The sequence below is a fragment of the Plastoroseomonas arctica genome, from assembly GCF_018128965.1.
GTDB lineage: Bacteria > Pseudomonadota > Alphaproteobacteria > Acetobacterales > Acetobacteraceae > Plastoroseomonas > Plastoroseomonas arctica.
On sequence record NZ_JAAEDH010000011.1, the window covers coordinates 24,667 to 41,388 of the forward strand.

13 protein-coding genes and 2 tRNA genes are annotated in these 16,722 nt (G+C 69.3%); 5 read left to right on the plus strand and 10 right to left on the minus strand.

The annotated features are described in order from the left end of the window. Positions 1-2: 2 nt before the first annotated feature. From GXW79_RS10900 to GXW79_RS10920, 5 genes are all read right to left on the minus strand, one after another. Positions 3-170 carry a hypothetical protein gene (locus GXW79_RS10900; RefSeq protein ID WP_211874423.1) on the minus strand — a complete coding sequence of 56 codons (168 nt, stop codon included), beginning with the start codon at positions 168-170 and terminating at the stop codon, positions 3-5. Further along, positions 170-2,866 (minus strand): valine--tRNA ligase, encoded by a 2,697-nt coding sequence (locus GXW79_RS10905; RefSeq protein ID WP_211874424.1) that lies wholly within the window; start codon positions 2,864-2,866, stop codon positions 170-172. Before GXW79_RS10905 ends, GXW79_RS10900 begins: the two co-directional genes overlap by 1 nt. 188 nt (positions 2,867-3,054) lie before the next feature. Further along, the gene (locus GXW79_RS10910; protein WP_211874425.1) at positions 3,055-3,579 is read right to left on the minus strand and encodes a DUF2497 domain-containing protein; all 525 of its coding nucleotides are present in this window, start codon (positions 3,577-3,579) and stop codon (positions 3,055-3,057) included. 44 nt (positions 3,580-3,623) lie between these two features. Next, the gene (locus GXW79_RS10915) at positions 3,624-5,054 is read right to left on the minus strand and encodes a TolC family outer membrane protein (protein WP_246503917.1); all 1,431 of its coding nucleotides are present in this window, start codon (positions 5,052-5,054) and stop codon (positions 3,624-3,626) included. A 152-nt stretch (positions 5,055-5,206) separates the two neighbouring features. Then, positions 5,207-5,887: a protein-L-isoaspartate O-methyltransferase family protein gene (locus GXW79_RS10920; protein WP_211874426.1), complete on the minus strand. Its 681-nt coding sequence runs from the start codon at positions 5,885-5,887 to the stop codon at positions 5,207-5,209. Between the two features lie 133 nt (positions 5,888-6,020). On the opposite strand from GXW79_RS10920, the gene GXW79_RS10925 reads away from it, so the two are divergent. The 5 genes from GXW79_RS10925 (at position 6,021) to GXW79_RS10945 (ending at position 12,053) form a co-directional block, all read left to right on the plus strand. Next, a tRNA-Cys gene (locus tag GXW79_RS10925) sits at positions 6,021-6,091 on the plus strand. Positions 6,092-6,166: 75 nt separating this feature from the next. Beyond that, a tRNA-Asn gene (locus GXW79_RS10930) sits at positions 6,167-6,242 on the plus strand. A 190-nt stretch (positions 6,243-6,432) separates the two neighbouring features. Then, complete coding sequence (locus tag GXW79_RS10935; RefSeq protein WP_211874427.1) at positions 6,433-7,590, plus strand: class I SAM-dependent methyltransferase; 1,158 nt, start codon at positions 6,433-6,435, stop codon at positions 7,588-7,590. A gap of 73 nt (positions 7,591-7,663) precedes the next feature. Beyond that, entirely contained in the window at positions 7,664-8,440 is a 777-nt protein-coding gene (locus tag GXW79_RS10940; protein WP_211874428.1) for a CmcI family methyltransferase, read from the plus strand. A 34-nt stretch (positions 8,441-8,474) separates the two neighbouring features. Beyond that, entirely contained in the window at positions 8,475-12,053 is a 3,579-nt protein-coding gene (locus GXW79_RS10945; protein ID WP_211874429.1) for a glycosyltransferase family 2 protein, read from the plus strand. On the opposite strand, the gene GXW79_RS10950 is transcribed toward GXW79_RS10945, so the two are convergent. The 5 genes from GXW79_RS10950 to rfbF are packed head-to-tail and all read right to left on the minus strand — an operon-like array spanning position 12,035 to position 16,583. After that, positions 12,035-12,949 (minus strand): NAD-dependent epimerase/dehydratase family protein, encoded by a 915-nt coding sequence (locus GXW79_RS10950; RefSeq protein ID WP_211874430.1) that lies wholly within the window; start codon positions 12,947-12,949, stop codon positions 12,035-12,037. The genes GXW79_RS10945 and GXW79_RS10950 overlap by 19 nt on opposite strands. A gap of 7 nt (positions 12,950-12,956) precedes the next feature. Then, the gene (locus GXW79_RS10955; RefSeq protein WP_211874431.1) at positions 12,957-13,487 is read right to left on the minus strand and encodes a dTDP-4-dehydrorhamnose 3,5-epimerase family protein; all 531 of its coding nucleotides are present in this window, start codon (positions 13,485-13,487) and stop codon (positions 12,957-12,959) included. Then, positions 13,487-14,719 carry a class I SAM-dependent methyltransferase gene (locus GXW79_RS10960; RefSeq protein ID WP_211874432.1) on the minus strand — a complete coding sequence of 411 codons (1,233 nt, stop codon included), beginning with the start codon at positions 14,717-14,719 and terminating at the stop codon, positions 13,487-13,489. The genes GXW79_RS10955 and GXW79_RS10960 overlap by 1 nt, the downstream gene beginning before the upstream one ends. Beyond that, positions 14,716-15,813: a CDP-glucose 4,6-dehydratase gene (gene rfbG, locus GXW79_RS10965; RefSeq protein WP_367614881.1), complete on the minus strand. Its 1,098-nt coding sequence runs from the start codon at positions 15,811-15,813 to the stop codon at positions 14,716-14,718. Before rfbG ends, GXW79_RS10960 begins: the two co-directional genes overlap by 4 nt. Continuing rightward, positions 15,810-16,583, minus strand: a complete 774-nt coding sequence (rfbF, locus tag GXW79_RS10970) for a glucose-1-phosphate cytidylyltransferase (RefSeq protein WP_211874433.1) — start codon at positions 16,581-16,583, stop codon at positions 15,810-15,812. Before rfbF ends, rfbG begins: the two co-directional genes overlap by 4 nt. Positions 16,584-16,722: the final 139 nt, after the last annotated feature.

Sequence of the window (16,722 nt, forward strand, 5' to 3'; positions counted from 1 at the left end):
GATCAGCTGAAGACCAGCAGATAGGGCAGCGCGACGGCTAGGCCGACCAGCGCGCCGATGAACTCCGCCTGCCGTGTCCCGATGCTCGTGCGCCGCGGCAGCTGGTCGCGTAGCGTCACCACCGCGATCATGAACAGCGTCAGCGCCGCGAAGAGGTGCAGCGTCCCCATCAGCCGGCGAGGCGCGCCAAGGCCGCATCCAGGCGCTGGATTTCGGCGCGCGCCGTGGCGAGGCGCTCGCGGTTTTCCTCTACCACCTCCTCCTTGGCGCGCGCGATGAAGTCGGCATTGCCGAGCTTGGCTTCCGCCTTGCCGGCATCGGTTTCCAGCTGCGCACGCTGCTTGGCCAGGCGCGCCCGCTCGGCGGCGAAGTCGATGATGCCGGCGAGCGGCAGCATAGCCGTCGCCTCGCCGACCACGATCTGCGCCACGCCCGGCGGTACCGGGCCATCCAGCGCGCTCAACTCGCTGACGCGGCCGAGGCGGCGGATGGCGTCTAGCCAGCGTCCGGCACGCGCCATCGTTGCCGCGCTTGCACCTTGCAGAAGTAGCGGCGCGGTGACGGAGGGCGGCACGTTCATCTCGGCGCGCACGGCGCGCAGCTCCGAGATCAGCGTCACCACCCAGCCCAGCTCCGCCCGCGCAGCCTCTGCGTCAGGCACCCCCACCGGCACCGGCCATTCCGCGCGGATCAGCGAGCCTGGTTCGCCGTAGCCGAACTGGTCCCACAGCTCCTCGGTGATGAAGGGCATCACCGGGTGCAGCAGGCGCAAGATCACGCCGAGCACGTGCTGCGCGACGCCCTTGATCTCGTCCTTCTCCGCCCCGTCCTCGCCATTCAGCACGGGCTTGGCGAACTCAATGAACCAGTCGCAGAAGCCGTTCCAGACGAAGCGATAGCAGGCCTGCGCATAGTCATCGAAGCGATAGGCGCCTAGCGCGGCATCCGCCTCGCGGATCGCGGTGTTCGCCGCATCCATCAGCCAACGCGCCAGCGGTGTCTGGACCGATGCCGGGTCGAAGCCCGACTGCACGGCGATGCCGTTCATCTCCAGAAACCGCGCCGCATTCCACAGCTTGGTGCCGAAGGCGCGATACCCCTCCACCCGCTGCCGGCCGAGCTTCACGTCGCGCCCCGGTCCCGTCAGGGCACAGATGGTGAAGCGCACGGCGTCGGCACCGTATGCGTCGATCAGCTCCAGCGGGTCGATGACGTTGCCCTTGGATTTGGACATCTTCTGGCCGCGCTCGTCGCGCACCAGACCGTGGATGTAGACGTCGCGGAACGGCACATCGCCCATGAAGTGATGGCCCATCATCATCATCCGCGCGACCCAGAAGAAGATGATGTCGAAGCCCGTCACCAGGACATCGCCGGGGTAATACTTCGCCAACTCCGGCGTCTTGTCCGGCCATCCCAGCGTCGAGAACGGCCACAGCGCGCTGCTGAACCAGGTGTCCAGCACGTCCGGATCACGCTCAAGGGCAATCTCGCGCCCGTAATGCGCCGCCGCCTTGGCCAGCGCTCCCGCCTCGTCATGCGCGACGAAGACCTCGCCATCCGGCCCGTACCAGGCGGGGATCTGATGCCCCCACCAGAGCTGGCGCGAGATGCACCAGGGCTGGATGTCGCGCATCCAGGCGAAGAAGGTGTTCTCCCATTGCTTCGGGTGAAACACGGTCTGCCCGGTCTCCACGGCCTGAATCGCCGGCTGCGCCAGCGTCTTCGCGTCGCAATACCATTGCACGGTCAGGCGCGGCTCCAGCGGCACGCCGCCGCGGTCGCCATGCGGGACGGCATGGGTGTGCGGCTCGATCTTCTCGACGAACCCCATCTCCTCCAGCCGCGCGATGATCGCCTTGCGCGCGGCGAAGCGCTCCATCCCCGCCAGGCTGCGCACGAAGGCGAGGTCCGACACGCCCTCCACCTCGGCAAAGTCGGCCTCGATTTCCGTCAGATCGATCTTCGCATCCGCATCCAGCACGGTGGGCATGTCCAGCGCATGCCGCCGCCCGACCTCGAAATCTTTGAAATCATGCGCGGGAGTGATTTTCACCGCGCCGGTCCCCTTCTCGGGGTCGGAATACTCATCGGCCACGATCGGGATGGCGCGCCCGACCAGCGGCAGGATCGCGCGCTTCCCGACGAGATCGGCATAGCGCGCATCTTCGGGGTGCACCGCGATCGCCGCATCGCCCAGCATGGTCTCCGGCCGGGTCGTCGCGACCGAGATGAACCGGCCCGGCTCGCCATCGATCGGGTAGCGCAGGTAGTGCAGCGCGCCCTTTACCTCGCGCGACTCCACCTCGAGGTCGGAGATCGCGGTCTGCAGCTTCGGGTCCCAGTTCACCAGCCGCTTGTCGCGGTAGATCAGCCCCTCAGAATGCAAGGTGCAGAACACCTCGATCACCGCGCGCGAAAGGCCCGCATCCATCGTGAAGCGCTCGCGCGGCCAATCCAGCGAAGCGCCCAGCCTGCGCAGCTGCTGGGTAATGGTCCCGCCGCTCTCAGCCTTCCACTGCCAGACGCGTTCGAGGAACGCCGGCCGCCCCATGGTGCGGCGGTCCACGCCCTCGCCGGCAAGCAGGCGCTCCACAACCATCTGCGTCGCGATGCCGGCATGGTCGGTGCCCGGCTGCCACAGCGCGTCGCGCCCCTGCATCCGCCGCCAGCGCGTCAGCGTGTCCTGAATGGTCATGGTCAGCGCGTGGCCAACGTGGAGGCTGCCTGTCACGTTGGGTGGCGGGATCATGATGGTGAAGGGCGCGGCGTTGCCCTCGGGATGGGCCGCGAAAGCGCCGTCGCGTTCCCAGGCGTCGTAGAGACGCGTCTCGACCGTGGCGGGCGTGAAGTTCTTGTCCAGCATGGGCGCATCCCTTCCGCGCCCGCGACGTCACGTCAAGGGTGCGCGCGCAACGGGCAGGCCAGTCTCAGCGGCTCCACCTGAAACCATCCGGCCCGCGCTGCGGGCCCCCAGCGCGAATGGGCGAAGGCCGGCAGCCGGCGAGGCAAGCGGCCGGAGGCCGCGCCCGCCGCTTGAGGGCGCAGAAAGCTCTACCCGCCGCGGGACACAACCCGTTCGATCTCCGAACGCACCGCGCGCTCCACGATCGGGGGCAGGTGCACGTTGAGCCATTCGCGCAGCATCAGGCGCAGCTCCTCGCGCACCAGGCGCTCGGCGACAGGCTCGGCGTGCTCGGTGAGCCAGTCTTTCAGCAGCGGGGCCAGCTCCGCGCGGACCAGGTCCTCGATGGTGGGTCCGCCGCCGGGGCGCACCGCGGCGTGGCGATCCTGGCTCACGGCACGCAGCAGGCTGCCCACCGAGGCGGCCGCCGCGGCGGCCACGGCGGGGGCGAGCAGGTCCACATTCTCCTCGCCCGGGGTTGCGGCCGGCGTGATGCGGGTCTCAGTCGCGGGCGGGGGCGCCGGCGACGGGTCGGCCTCCTCGGCGAGGATGTCGCGCGGTGGGCTGACGAGCATCGATTCCGTCAGCGCGAAGGGCTCGGGCGAACTCGTCGTGCCGGGCATGGTCTGGTCCTCCGTCAGGATGCGCCGGATGGAGGCCAGGATGTCCTCCATCGATGGATCGGCCGGTGCTCCCGGCTCCGTCGCCGACGCGCCGCTCATCGCACCGGCGCGGTGAGTTCGGGGGCGACCGAGGCGGGCGGCGGGGCGTAGTCGCCGGTGCCGGCCCAGCGATCGCGCACCGCGCGGTAGTAGGCCTCGTAGTCGTAGCGCTGCACCGGCAGGTTGAGGTCGATGGCATTGAGCCGCCCGACCGAGGCGGTCAGCGTGTAGGAGGCGGTGACCACGTTCGCCAGCGCCTGCACCAGGCTGACGCGGGCGACCAGCAATTCCTGCTCGGCGTTGAGCACGTCGAGCGTGGTGCGGCTGCCCACCACCGCCTCGCGCTGCACGCCGTCAAGCGCGATTTCCGCGGCGCGGATCTGGGCGCGCACGGAATCGACCTGGGCACGGGCCGAGGAGACCGTCTCCCAGGCCGCCTGGGCCTGCTGGCGCGCGGCGAGGCGGGCATCGTCAATCGCGGCGCGGGCCTGTTGCGCCTGCTGGCGCGCCTGCCGCACCAGCGCGTGTTCCGAGCCGCCCTGATACAGCGGCACGGACAGGGTCGCGGTCACCTGGCTGCCAGTCGCCCGCGTGCCGCGGCCGATCGAGTTGTCATTGCGGAACAGCTGTGCCTGGACCGTCGCCTGCGGTAGCAGGGTCGAGAAGTTGACGTCGATCAGGTCGCGCGCGGCGGCCTCGTCGAACAGCGCCGCGACGACGGTGGGATTGTTCATCCCGGCACGCTCGACCGCCTCGGCCGAGGTGCGGGTGGGGTTCGACAGCGGTTGCGGCGGGCTCAGCTGGCGCGGCGGGATGCCGATCTGGCGCTCGAAGGTCGCGCGCGAGGTTTGCAGGTTCCCCTCCGCCTGGGCGCGGTCGGCGCGCGCGCCGGCGAGGCGGCTCTCCGCCTGGGCGACGTCCGTGCGGGTGATCTCGCCCACCCGGAAGCGTTCATTGGTGGCCTGCAGCTGGCGCGTCAGCACCGAGACGTTGTTGTTGCGCAGCCGCAGCAGCTCCAGGTCGCGGATCATGTTGGCGTAGGCGGTGGTGCTGTCCTGAAACACCTGCTGCTCAGTCGCGAGCAGCCGGGCGCGCTGGGCAAGCACCTGGTTCTCGGCGCGCCTGGTCGAGGCGACGGTGCGGCCACCGCGATAGATGGGCTGGCTGACCGTGGCGGCCGCCGTCAGCCCGTCGCGGTTGATGTCGGTGTAGACCGAGAAGGGTCCGGTCGGGCCGTTCACGCGGCTGCGTTGCGTCGCCTCGGTATAGCTGGGCGAGGCAGACATGGTCACCGTGGGACGCCAGCCGGCCAGCGCCTGGGGGACGTTTTCGTCAACCGCGCGCAGCTGGGCGCGGGCCGCAAGCAGGGAGGGGTTGTTGGCATAGGCGGCGGCCAGCGCCTCGCGCAGTGTCTGCGCATCGGCGGGTACGGCGTGCAGGGCAAGCGCGCCGATGCCGGACAGCAGGACGGTTCGAAGAGCCATCATGGGCAACTCAATCTCCCGACACCGGGTGCGCAATCGGCGCCCGCGTCGCGCGAGGGACAGGAGGTTGGCAGATTAGAGCGGTGGCACCCGAGAAGGCCAGCATGGCTGATGTGACATTGCGACAAAGCTGGTTGGCAAAGTGTTGCGAAGTCTCAGAAAGCGAACCGCGGCGCCGGCATGAACGCCGGCAGCGGCACCGCCGAGCAATCGAAATCCGGCATGGTCGTCACCGTCGCGCCGACGCGCCGCGCCAGAATCGCGTGCCGCGCTGGCGGGCGGTCACGCAGAACGGTGACCAGGCGGCCGCCCTCGGCGAGCTGGTCGAGGATGGCCTGCGGCACCGCCGCGACCTCGCCCTCGATCATGATGCCGTCGTACGGCGCGCCCTCGGCGTGGCCGGCAACCGGCGAGGCTTCAATCAGCGTGATGCTGCCGGCCTGGGTCAGCGCGGGCAGCACCGCGCGCGCCACCGCCATCAGGCCCGCATCATCCTCGACCGCCACGACGGAGACCCCCATGGACGCAAGCACGGCCGCGCCGTAGCCGGCGCCCGAGCCGAGCACCAGCGCACGCTCGCCGCGACGGATCGCCATCAGCTGGATCAGTCGCGCGAGCACCATGGGCTCCATCAGCGCGCGGCCGCCGGGCAGCGCCACATCCTCATCCTGGTAGGCGCGTGGCGCGAGGCCGGCGGGCAGGAAGCGCTCACGCGGCAGGTGCCCCATGGCGCCGAGCAGCCGCGGATCGGTGACCCGGTTAGGCTTGAGCTGGCCGTCGATCATGAAACGGCGCGCGGCGGCGGTGTGCGCGGCGAGATCCTCGGCGGCGGTCATGGCGGCTCCTTCGCGGTCCCGCGCTTATAGGGGCGGCGACATGCGCACGCCAAGCGCGCGCGTGCAGCGCAGCGAGCGCTTGACCGGGCGGGCATGGCACCCGATACAGACGTCCCGCGCGGCGAGCCCTTGCGGTCCGGTGGCCGAGTGGTCAGGCACAGGTCTGCAAAACCTGCTACGGCGGTTCAATTCCGCCCCGGACCTTGGGCGCGCGCGGGATCGGCCAACGGGGGTCTTTTGCATCCCGACGGCCTCTGTTATAGGGCGCGCCCCGGCTATTCCTCGATAGCTCAGTTGGTAGAGCAAGGGACTGTTAATCCCTGGGTCGTAGGTTCGAGTCCTACTCGAGGAGCCAGCGGGGCATCTCCGCACCGCGGCCAGATGACACAGCGGCAAACCCTGCTATGCAGCCCGCGCGCCGATCCGCGCGCCTCCGATGCCGCCTCCCTCGTGAGCGCATCCCGGCGCCGTAGGCACATCGATCCCTCACGGCGCGCTGCGCTCGGCTGTCGTGAACCCCGAGACGCTCGCCTGGGAGGCCCTGCATGCCCGAAACTCTCCGCGCGCGGCTGCGCGACCTGGCATTGCGCGCCTTGCCGCCGTACCGCACGCTCGTCAGCGGTTTTGAGCAGACGCGCGCGCGCCTGGCCCGCATCGAGGAAGAGCAGCGCACCACCACGGCCCTGGTGCGCAGCCTCTCGGATCGCGTCGGAGGCCCTGTAAATGAAGGGTCCAGCGGACGGCAATTCACCATCCGGATCCAGCGCGGCGACTTCTACTGGGACATCGCGCCGGAGGATTTCGCCGCCTTCGGCTTCGCCGATGGCGACGCCCTGGAGGTGCAGCCCGCCGCGGCGGCCGTGAAGCTGCCCCACATCTGGGACGCCCTGTGCCTGCCCTGCGCCGACGGTACCTCGATCCGCGTGCCGCCGGTCTACAAGTTTTACGCCTACAAGGGCTTCCGCATCCCCAGCCACCTGATCGCGCTGACCGGCGGCCCCGCCGAGCAGCTCGAGCAGACCGGCGCGGCCCACATTGCGAATTTCCAGCGCCATGTCGGCATCGAGGCCGGGATGTGCATCGTCGACGTTGGCTGCGGCATCGGCCGGGATGCGTTCCAGCTGTTCGATATCCTCGGCCCCACGGGCGCCTACGTCGGCATCGACGTGACACCCGATTCCATCCGCTGGTGCTCGGACAACATCACCAGGCGCGACCCGCGCTTCACCTTCCATCACTTCAACGCCCATAACGAGCTGTACAATCCGTTCGGCGACCAGACGTCGATGGATTTCGTGATGCCCATCGCCGACGCCTCGGTCGACCGCATCGTGCTGTCCTCGGTGTTCACGCACATTCTCGAGGACGAGATCCTGCACTACATGAAGGAGTTCCGCCGGGTGCTGAAGCCCTCGGGCCTGGTCTATGCGAGCTTCTTCCTGCACACGGCCGAGGCGCTGGAAGCGGCCCAGACCAAGGGCAACACGGCCTGGCTCGCCAAATTCGACATTCCGCTCGGCAACGGGCTCTTCGCCAATGATCCCACCTACCCGCGCGGCGCCGTGGCACTCACCGACGACGCCGCCCGCCGGCTGATCGCCGCCGCCGGCCTGCGGCTGGACCGGCCCTACCTCAAGGGCTGGTGGTCGGGGCTGCACGAGACTGCCGAGGACGGCCAGGATGTGATGATCCTGGGCGTGTAACGCGGCCGTGTTGTGACCGGCGCCGCGCGGCGCCATAACGCGGCGGCAGGCACCTCATCGAGCGAACGAACCCATGGCAAGCTTCCTGACGCGGCTGCAGCATCTGTTCCGACCCGCGCCGGAGGCGCCGCCGCCGTCGCCCTGGCAGGCCGGCAACATCGGCCCCGTCCGGCCGAAGCTCTCCGAGCCACGGCTCGATGACGTCGAGCGCGGTATCGCCGACCGCTTTCACGACCTCTACTATTCGAAGCTCGACGGCGGCATGGGCCTGCACACCATCGTCCTGTCCTGGATGGGCTACGAGATGTTCAAATGCCCGCTCGACCTGTGGACCTACCAGGAGCTGATGGTCACCCACCGGCCGGACGTCATCATCGAGACCGGCACCTACAAGGGCGGCAGCGCGCTGTATCTCGCCTCGATCTGCGACATGTTGGACCATGGCGAGATCATCACCATCGACATCGACACCACGCACGACGCGATCCGTCCGCGCCACCCGCGCATCACCTACTTGGCGGGATCGAGCACCGATGCCGGCATCCTTGACCAGGTAAGCGCGTGCGTGGGAGGGCGGCGCAACGTCATGGTCATCCTCGACTCCGATCACCGGCGCGACCACGTCGCCGACGAGCTGCGCGCCTATCGCGGCTATGTGCCCGTGGGCGGGCTGCTGATCGTCGAGGACACCAATATCAACGGCCACCCCACTTACCCCGGATTCGGGCCGGGCCCATGGGAAGCGGTGGATGATTTTCTCGCCGAGGATGCAGCCTTCGTCGCCGACCGCAGCTGCGAGCGCTTCATCCTCACCATGAACCCGCGCGGCTACCTGCGGCGGGTTGCCTGAGCGGCGCGCACGCGCTTTGAGAAAGTTCCCGGCCATGACCCGCCCGCTCTTCTCCATCCTGCTGCCCAGCCGCAATCGCCACGAGCTGCTGCGCCACGCGGTCGACAGCGTCCTCGCCCAGAACTTCGGCGAGGAGGCCGAGATCATTATCTCGGACAACGCCTCCGAGCCGTCCTACGCGGCCTATGTCGCCTCGCTCGGCGCCATCGCGACGCGCTCGGTGCGCAGCGAGGCGGCGCTCCCGGTCACCGAGAACTGGAAGCGCGCGCTCGCCGCCGCCACCGGGCGCTACGTCATCATGCTGGGCGACGACGACGCGCTGGCGCCGGGCTGGCTCGCCCGCGCGCGCGGCCTGATCGGGCAGTTCGACCAGCCCGCGGTGCTCTACGCAATGGCATTCCACTACGCCTATCCGGGCGTGGCGCCGAGCCACCCGCAGGGCTACCTCGCCACCGTCGACAATGCCGAAATCTTCCGCGGCGCCGATGCGCCCTACGTGCTGCCGCGCGCGACCGCCAGGTCGCTCGCGACCCAGGCGATGCGGTTCCGCCACCGCTTCAGCTTCAACGCCCAGCACTTCGTCTGGAAGCGCGACTTCGTCGACAGCCTGGAGTTGCGCGGGGGCCTGTTCCAGAGCCCCTACCCCGACTATCACGCAGCCATCCTGACCATGGCCGAGGCGGCGTCCATCGTCGTCGTTCCCGCGCCCGAAGTGATCATCGGAATCTCGCCGAAATCCTTCGGCTTCTTCTACCAGAACCGCCAGTTTGAGGCCGGCCAGGCCATGCTCGGCAATGATGGCGGCGCGGCCGGGCTGGGCGAGGTTCCCCAAGCGGTGCGCGACACGCTGGCCTTTCCCGGCTCGGCGCATTACCGCAACTGGCTGATCGCGGCGCTACAGGCGGCACGCAGCCTCGCAAGGCCGCTCGACCAGGCGGTCGACCTGCGCCGCTACCGGCGCCTGCAGATCATCGAGATCCTCTCCGGCGGAGTTTCCAGTACGTCGGGCCTGGCACGGCCGGCAGTGCTGCTGCGCCCCCATCTCCAGCCCGTCGACGCGCGACTGCTCGACCGGCTGCGCTGGCTGGAGCGGCTGCGCCCGCGGATCGCGCTGCAGCCCGACGCCCTGCTGGACCGGCTGAGCTGGATGCGCGGCATCTACACGCGCCCCGAGGTCACGTTTCACGATATCCGCGTGCACCGCTCGATCAGTGATGCCTTTCGCTGGGTGGCACGAAATCTGCCGCGGCGACCGGCGGAGATCGGATTGCTGCCGCCCGCGGCGCCGCCACTGCCGGTCCTCGAACCCATTGCGATCGCGCCCGGCCGACCCAGCGTCGCGGTCGTCTACCTCGCCCGTTCGGGCGACGGGGAGGTTGGGCATTTCCAATCCTTCATCGCCTCGTATCGCGCCCATGCCGCGGGGATCGCGCATGACCTTGTCATCATCCGCAAGGGCCTGCTCGGCCGTCCCGGATCGCAGGCGGCACTCGCGACGATGCTCGACGGCATCGCGCACCGCACTGTCGACGTTAGCGACGATGGCTTCGACATCCAGGCCTACCTGAAGGTCGCGCCTTGGCTGCGCCATGACCGCGTCTGCTTCCTCAACACCTTCTCGCAGATCAACGCTCCGGATTGGCTGCGCCATCTCGATGCCGCGCTCGACCGGCCCGGCGTCGGCGTCGCCGGCGCGACCGCATCGTATGAGAGCCTGTTCACCTCGCTCTCGCTGCTGGTCAAGGTGACCTGGCTGACCGGCGCCAAGGCGATCCCGTACTCAGCCAAGATCGCGCGGCAATACCGCGACCAGATCGCCGAGCACGCGGCCGCTTGGCTCGCCCGACGCGGCGGCCCGCTGGTGCAACTGCAGCGCGCGGTTTCGCGGCCATGGCTCGGACGCTCCGACAACACGAAGGCGCTCGAGGCGGCCTACCGCAAATACTGGGACCAGGAGACGCAGCCCGCGGGGGCCTGGTCCATCGTGCGACAGGTAAAACCCTTCCCCAACCCGCATTTGCGTAGCAACGCGTTCATCATCGACCGCGCTCTGATGGTCGAACTCGATTTCCACCTCGACAACACCAAGACCGCGTCGAACCTGTTCGAATGCGGCACCGACGGCCTGCCCGCGCGCCTCGCGCGGCGCGGGCTCGCACCGGTACTGGTGGGCGCGGACGGCACCGCCTACGACGTCGCGCAATGGCCCGAAAGCCGCACCTTCCGGCTTGGTGACCAGGCCAATTTGCTGGTCACCGACAACCAGGTGCGCAACTTCACGGCCATGTCGCCATGGCAGAGGGCGCTCCATGCACGCATGAGCTGGGGCGACTACCTGCGCGAGCCCACGCAAGGCCTGATCGATTTCGGCATCAAATTCCCCCGCGGCAGCCTCGACATCATCCCCGCCACGGTTCCGGACGCGGCGCCCACCGCCGCCGCGGTGCCTGCCGGCCCGCTGGTCTCGGTCATCATTCCCTTCCGCGAGGGGCTTGCCGCGTTGCGCGACACGCTGGGTTCCGTGGTCCGCCAGGCCGGCGGCGACTGGGAATGCGTCATCCTCGACAATGCCTCGGCCGAGCCCGTGGACGCGCAGGTCGCTGGCTTCGCCGATCCGCGCATTCGGGTCGAACGCGTCGCCGAGCGCCTTGGGCTCACCGCCAGCTGGAACCGCGCGATCGACCTCGCGCGGGGCACCTACGTGACCGTGCTCTCGCCCGGCGAAGCGCTGGTCCCGGACCACGGCGCGCGCGTCGCCGACCTCGCCGATGAATTCGGCCAACCGGATGTGATCTATTCGCCCTACCACCGCTTCATCCCGCCCGGCGTCGCGCCCGGCGCGCTGGCTGGCGCGGTGTCCACCATCCAGAACGCTGGCTTCCTGACCGACCGGCCGATCCCGTTCCTGCTGTTTCCCGACGCCACGCTTCAGGCCGCGACCGACGCGCTGAGCCTGCGACGGGATTTCTCGACGGTTCTGGCCTGCTTTCGTTTCCGCCGCGACTTCCTCGACACGCTGCGCCGCGACGGCGCCGTGTTCCACAGCGCGCGGCCGGACCACTATCTGGCCACGGTGGCCCTCGCGCTCAGCCACAAATTCATCGTCACCCCGCAGCCGCTGGTCGTGCTCGGGCCCGGCGACGGCATCGTGGCCGCCGACAAGGATGGCTTCGACGCCGCCTCTCCCTACCTCGCGCGACTGCTGCCAGGCGCCGGGGGCGATGCCGCGGGCATCCTTGCCATGGTGGAAGCGGCGGAGAGGCTCGGCGCGCGCGCACCGGCCGATGCCGATGCCGAGCGCTACCGGAAGCGCCAGATGTTCGCGGCGGTCATCGCGGGCGGCGGCCTGCGCTGGATGCTGCGCCCAATGGGCGCGGCGATCTGGCCGCTTTTGTCGCTGCGCGAGAAGTCTTGGGCGCTGCGGACCGGAGTGATCGCCTGGCTGGTCCGCACCGGCAGGCTGGAGCGTGCGCGGCTCGAAGCGATCCTTCAGGCGCTGACGGTAGAAGACCGGCTCAATCCGGTCGAGACGCATCGCGTCATCGGCGCCTATGCGGAGCTGCCGGCGTTCCTCGACGCGCTCGCGGCCGGGCGCTACCCGCCGGTTGGATGACGTGCGGCGGCGATGGTGTCCGCGATGCCGCTTGCCATGTCGAAGCGGGGCGTGAAGCCCACCGCGTTCCGCAGCCGCGCCACCTGGGCCGCGAGCCGCGCGGGCTCATTCGCCGGCATCGGCCGCGCGCCGAAGCGGAGCAGGTCGGCGCGCCCCGATTGCCGGCCGATCTCGCCCAGGAACTCGGCGATCGGCCGGTCCTCGCCGGAGGCGATGTTGACCGGTCCCTCCATCTCCGAACCGACCAGGGCGGCCAAGGCGCCGGCCACATCCGCGACATGGAGGAAATCCCGCCGCTGGGTGCCGGGGGTGGTCTCGATGGGCTCGCCGCGCAGCAGGCGCACGACCGTGTCACTCACCAGCCGCCCCGGTTTTTCGCCGGGGCCATAGAGGAAAAACACCCGTCCCCAGGCGAGCGAGACGCCATCCAGCGCCGCCGCCGCCGCCAGCATCCGGTGCGTCGAGTCCTTCGCGATGCCGTAGAGCGTCGCCGGCCGGCACGGCGAGGCCTGCTCGTCGAGAGGCGCCGCCACGGCATCGGGCGACCAGTCATACTCGGCGCAGGACCCAACGCCGACGAAGCGCGCCCCGCCATTCGCGGCGAAGGCGCGGTACAGCGCGAGGGTCGCGCTCACCCAGTCGAGATTGTCTCGCGTGGTCCAGAAGCCGCCGGGTGCGACCGTCCAGGCAAGATGCAGCAGGTGGCTCGGTCGTAGCCGCGCCAGCAGCCCGCGCGTGGCGGCCACATCCATCAGGTCCACCGCGTGCGACGTCGCACCCGGCAAGACCGCGCCGCGCGTCACCGCATGCACCTCGAAACCACGCGCCGCGAGCGGGGCGAGCGCATGCCGACCGATGAAACCCGCGGCACCGGTGACGAGGATGCGCTGCGCCACCGCCGCGCTAGCCCGCGAAGTCGGAATAGGCCGCGTCGCGCGGCGAGATGGCGCTGACCGGCAGCGGCCAGGATATGCCGAAGGCCGGGTCGTCCCAGCGCACGCCATCCTGCGCGCCGGGCTCAAATCGCGCGCCCATCATGTACAGGACCTCCGAGTCGTCGATGAGAGCCTGGAACCCATGCGCAAAGCCCGGGGGAACGTACAGCGCATCGCCGGACTCAGCATCGAGCGGCACGGCCAGGTGCGCGCGGAACGTCGCGGAGGCGGGACGCAGGTCGATCACCACGTCGAGTATGGCGCCGCGCACGCAGCGCACCACCTTGGGCTCCTCGAAGGGCGGGCGCTGGAAATGCATCCCGCGCAGCGTGCCGGCCTTCGCGTTCACCGAGACGTTCATCTGCGGCCAGCGCTCAGGCAGTCCGGCGGCAGCAAATTCCTCCTCGCAGAAGCTGCGCGCGAAGTGACCCCGCGCGTCGCGGTGCGAATCCATCGCCACCAGCACCACGCCTTCGAGCGCGAGCGGCGTGAAGCGCATCAGAACACCTCGACCTGCGGGATGGCAGTCACGAAGCGACCGCCCCAGTCGCGGATTCCGCTCATCTGCTGCGCCACTTCGTCGCGCAGATTCCACGGCAGGATCATCAGGTAGTCGGGCTTGCGCTCGGCCACCGCCTCGACGCCAAAGACGGGGATGCGCGTGCCCGGCAGCAACGTGTTCTGCTTCACCGGATTGCGGTCCACCGCGAAGGCGATGAAGTCCGGCCCGATGCCGCAATAATTGAGCAGCGTGTTGCCCTTGGCCGCGGCGCCATAGGCCGCGACCGTCTTGCCCTCGCGCCGCGCCGCGATGAGGAAGTCCAGCACCGCGCACTTGATGGCGACCACCTTCGGCGCGAAGGCGTCGTAGCGCGCAAGATCATCCAGCCCTTCAGCGTGCTCCTCGGCGGCCAGCGCCGCCACCGCCGGCGTCTGAACATGCGCCGCGCCCGCATGGCAGACAAACAGCCGCAGCGATCCGCCATGGGTGGTCAGCCGCTCCACGTCGAACATGCGCAGCCGCTGCGCCGCCAGCACCTTCGTGATCGGGCCAAGGGCCAGGTAGGAAAAATGCTCGTGGTAGATCGTGTCGAACTGGTTGTGCCGCATCAGGGACAGCAGGTGCGGGAACTCGAAGGTGGCGACACCCTCGGGCAGCAGCAGCTCACGGAAACCACCGAGGAAATCATGGATGTCGGGCACATGCGCGAGCACGTTGTTGGCCGCGATCAGCGATGCCTGGCCACGGCGCGCCGCGATCTCGCGCCCGGTCTCGGTGCCGAAGAACAGGATCTCGGTATGGACGCCGCGCGCCTCCGCCGCCGCCGCGCAATTCGCCGCGGGCTCGATGCCGGTGACGCGCTTCCCGTCGCGCGCGAAATACTGGAGCAGGTAACCGTCGTTGCTGGCGACCTCGGCCACATGCGCGTCCGCTGCGAGGCCGAAGCGCGCCGTCATCGCCGCGCAGTAGCGCTCCGCGTGGGTGAGCCAGCTCGCCGAGAAGGATGAGAAATAGGCGTAGTCGTCGGAGAAGATCTTCCGCGGCTCCTCGAACTCCGCGAGCTGCACCAGATGGCACGCCTCGCAGACCTTCGCGTGCAGCGGATAGAAGGTCTCGCCCTCCTCCGCGCGGTCCAGCGGCACGAAGGAATTGGCCAGCGGCGACATGCCCAGGTCGACGAAGCTGCGGGTGAGCGGCGCGCCACAGGCGCGGCAGAGGGTGGATTTCATGCGCGCTCAATCAGTCCCTGGTCCGCGTCCGCCATGCGGGCTCTGTAGCGGGCGATCTGGTCCAGGCACAGTTCGCGCGCATCCTCGCCGCGCGCCTGGCGGCGATACCAGTCCACGGTCCAATCCAGCGCCTCGGTGACCCCGAGCGCCGGGCGCCAGCCGAGTTCGGCACGCGCCTTGGAGGCATCGACCTTGAGGTAGTGCGCCTCATGCGGCTGCGGCCGGGCGTCAAGTTCCCAACCTGCATCGTCGCCCCAGAAGCGAGCGAGAGTCGTGACCAGCTCGCCCACGGCGATCGCATCCGCCTCGGCGGGTCCGAAATTCCAGCCCGCGGCGAAGCGTGCGCGGTCTACACCCGTGGCGAGCCGTTCGGCGAGCGCGAGATAGCCGGCCAGCGGTTCGAGCACGTGCTGCCAGGGCCGCGTCGCGCCGGGGCTGCGCAGCGCCACCTTGCGGCCATCGGCGAAGGCGCGGATGCAATCCGGCACCACGCGATCGAGCGCCCAGTCGCCGCCACCGATCACGTTGCCCGCACGCGCACTGGCCACCGCAGCGCCATCGGGATCGGCTGCGAAGTAGGAGCGCCGGAACGCCGCCGTTACCAGCTCCGCGCAGCCCTTGGAGCTGGAGTAGGGATCATGCCCGCCCATCGCCTCATCCTCGCGATAGGCCCAGTGCCATTCGCGATTCTCGTAGGCCTTGTCGGAGGTGACGACGACCACAGCGGCGACGCCACCCTGCCGCCGCGCCGCGTCCAGCACATGCACCGTGCCCATCACGTTGGTCGCGTAGGTTGCCACCGGATCGGCGAAGGAGGGCCGCACCAGCGCCTGTGCGGCCAAGTGCAAAACCACCTCCGGCGCGGCGCGGGCGTAGGCCGCATCGACCGCGGCGGGATCACGCAGGTCGCCGATGATGTCGTGCTCGAAGACGCTGGCGGAGGCGAGCGCGTGCAGGGAAGGATCCGACGGCGGAGGCAGTGCAAATCCGGTCACGCGCGCGCCCATCTGGGATAGCCACAGCGCGAGCCAAGCGCCCTTGAAGCCGGTATGCCCGGTCAGCAGGACGCGCCGCCCGCGCCAGAATTCGCTCACGCCCAGAGCTTCCAGGGCGCCTTGCCCGAGGCCCAGAGATCCTCGAGCACTCGCTTCTCACGCAGCGTGTCCATGGGCTGCCAGAAGCCGTCATGGTGAAAGGCGGCAAGCTGGCCATCCTGCGCCAGGCCCTGCATCGGCGCCTGTTCCCACACCATGGTGTCATCCGCCACGCGATCCAGAGCGGAGGGACGCAGCACGAAGAAGCCGCCATTGATGTAGCTTCCGTCGCCCTGCGGCTTTTCCATGAAGCGATCGACGCGGCCGCCCTCGATCTCGAGCGCTCCGAAGCGGCCTGGCGGGCGCACCGCGGTCACGGTCGCGTCCCGCCCTTCGGCCTGGTGATGGGCGAGCAGCGCGTGAAGGTCGATGTCCGCAACGCCATCGCCATAGGTCATGAAGAATTCCGCCTCGCCAGAGACGTAGTCACGGATGCGGCGCAGGCGTCCGCCGGTCATGGTCTCGAGCCCGGTCTCGACCATGGTGACGCGCCAGGATTCCGCGCCGCGGCGATGGATCTCTACCTCCCCCGTGCGCGTGTCGACGGTCAGATCGGAGACGTGATTGTGGAAGTTCACGAAGAACTCCTTGATCATGTAGCCCTTGTAGCCAAGGCAGATGATGAATTCCGTCACGCCGTGATGGGCGTAGATCTTCATGATGTGCCACAGGATCGGCTTGCCACCGATTTCGATCATCGGCTTGGGCCGAATGTCGGTCTCCTCCGACATCCGCGTCCCGAGCCCGCCCGCGAGGATCACAGCCTTCACACCCGCACCTCTGCCTTGACGGTCGTCAGTGTCGCGCAGCGATCCGTGCACCGTCGAGAGCGCTGCGGGCCGGTCGTTGCGCCATGCGGCCACACACGCGTCTGGTATCCGAAGGCGGGCGGTGACGCAACCGAGAGGC

Coding starts and splice junctions, on each gene's coding strand:
- GXW79_RS10900 (WP_211874423.1), bottom strand. CDS start 170: ATGGGGACGCTGCACCTCTTCGCGGCGCTGACGCTGTTCATGATCGCG.
- GXW79_RS10905 (WP_211874424.1), bottom strand. CDS start 2,866: ATGCTGGACAAGAACTTCACGCCCGCCACGGTCGAGACGCGTCTCTAC.
- GXW79_RS10910 (WP_211874425.1), bottom strand. CDS start 3,579: ATGGAGGACATCCTGGCCTCCATCCGGCGCATCCTGACGGAGGACCAG.
- GXW79_RS10915 (WP_246503917.1), bottom strand. CDS start 5,054: ATGATGGCTCTTCGAACCGTCCTGCTGTCCGGCATCGGCGCGCTTGCC.
- GXW79_RS10920 (WP_211874426.1), bottom strand. CDS start 5,887: ATGACCGCCGCCGAGGATCTCGCCGCGCACACCGCCGCCGCGCGCCGT.
- GXW79_RS10935 (WP_211874427.1), top strand. CDS start 6,433: ATGCCCGAAACTCTCCGCGCGCGGCTGCGCGACCTGGCATTGCGCGCC.
- GXW79_RS10940 (WP_211874428.1), top strand. CDS start 7,664: ATGGCAAGCTTCCTGACGCGGCTGCAGCATCTGTTCCGACCCGCGCCG.
- GXW79_RS10945 (WP_211874429.1), top strand. CDS start 8,475: ATGACCCGCCCGCTCTTCTCCATCCTGCTGCCCAGCCGCAATCGCCAC.
- GXW79_RS10955 (WP_211874431.1), bottom strand. CDS start 13,487: ATGCGCTTCACGCCGCTCGCGCTCGAAGGCGTGGTGCTGGTGGCGATG.
- GXW79_RS10960 (WP_211874432.1), bottom strand. CDS start 14,719: ATGAAATCCACCCTCTGCCGCGCCTGTGGCGCGCCGCTCACCCGCAGC.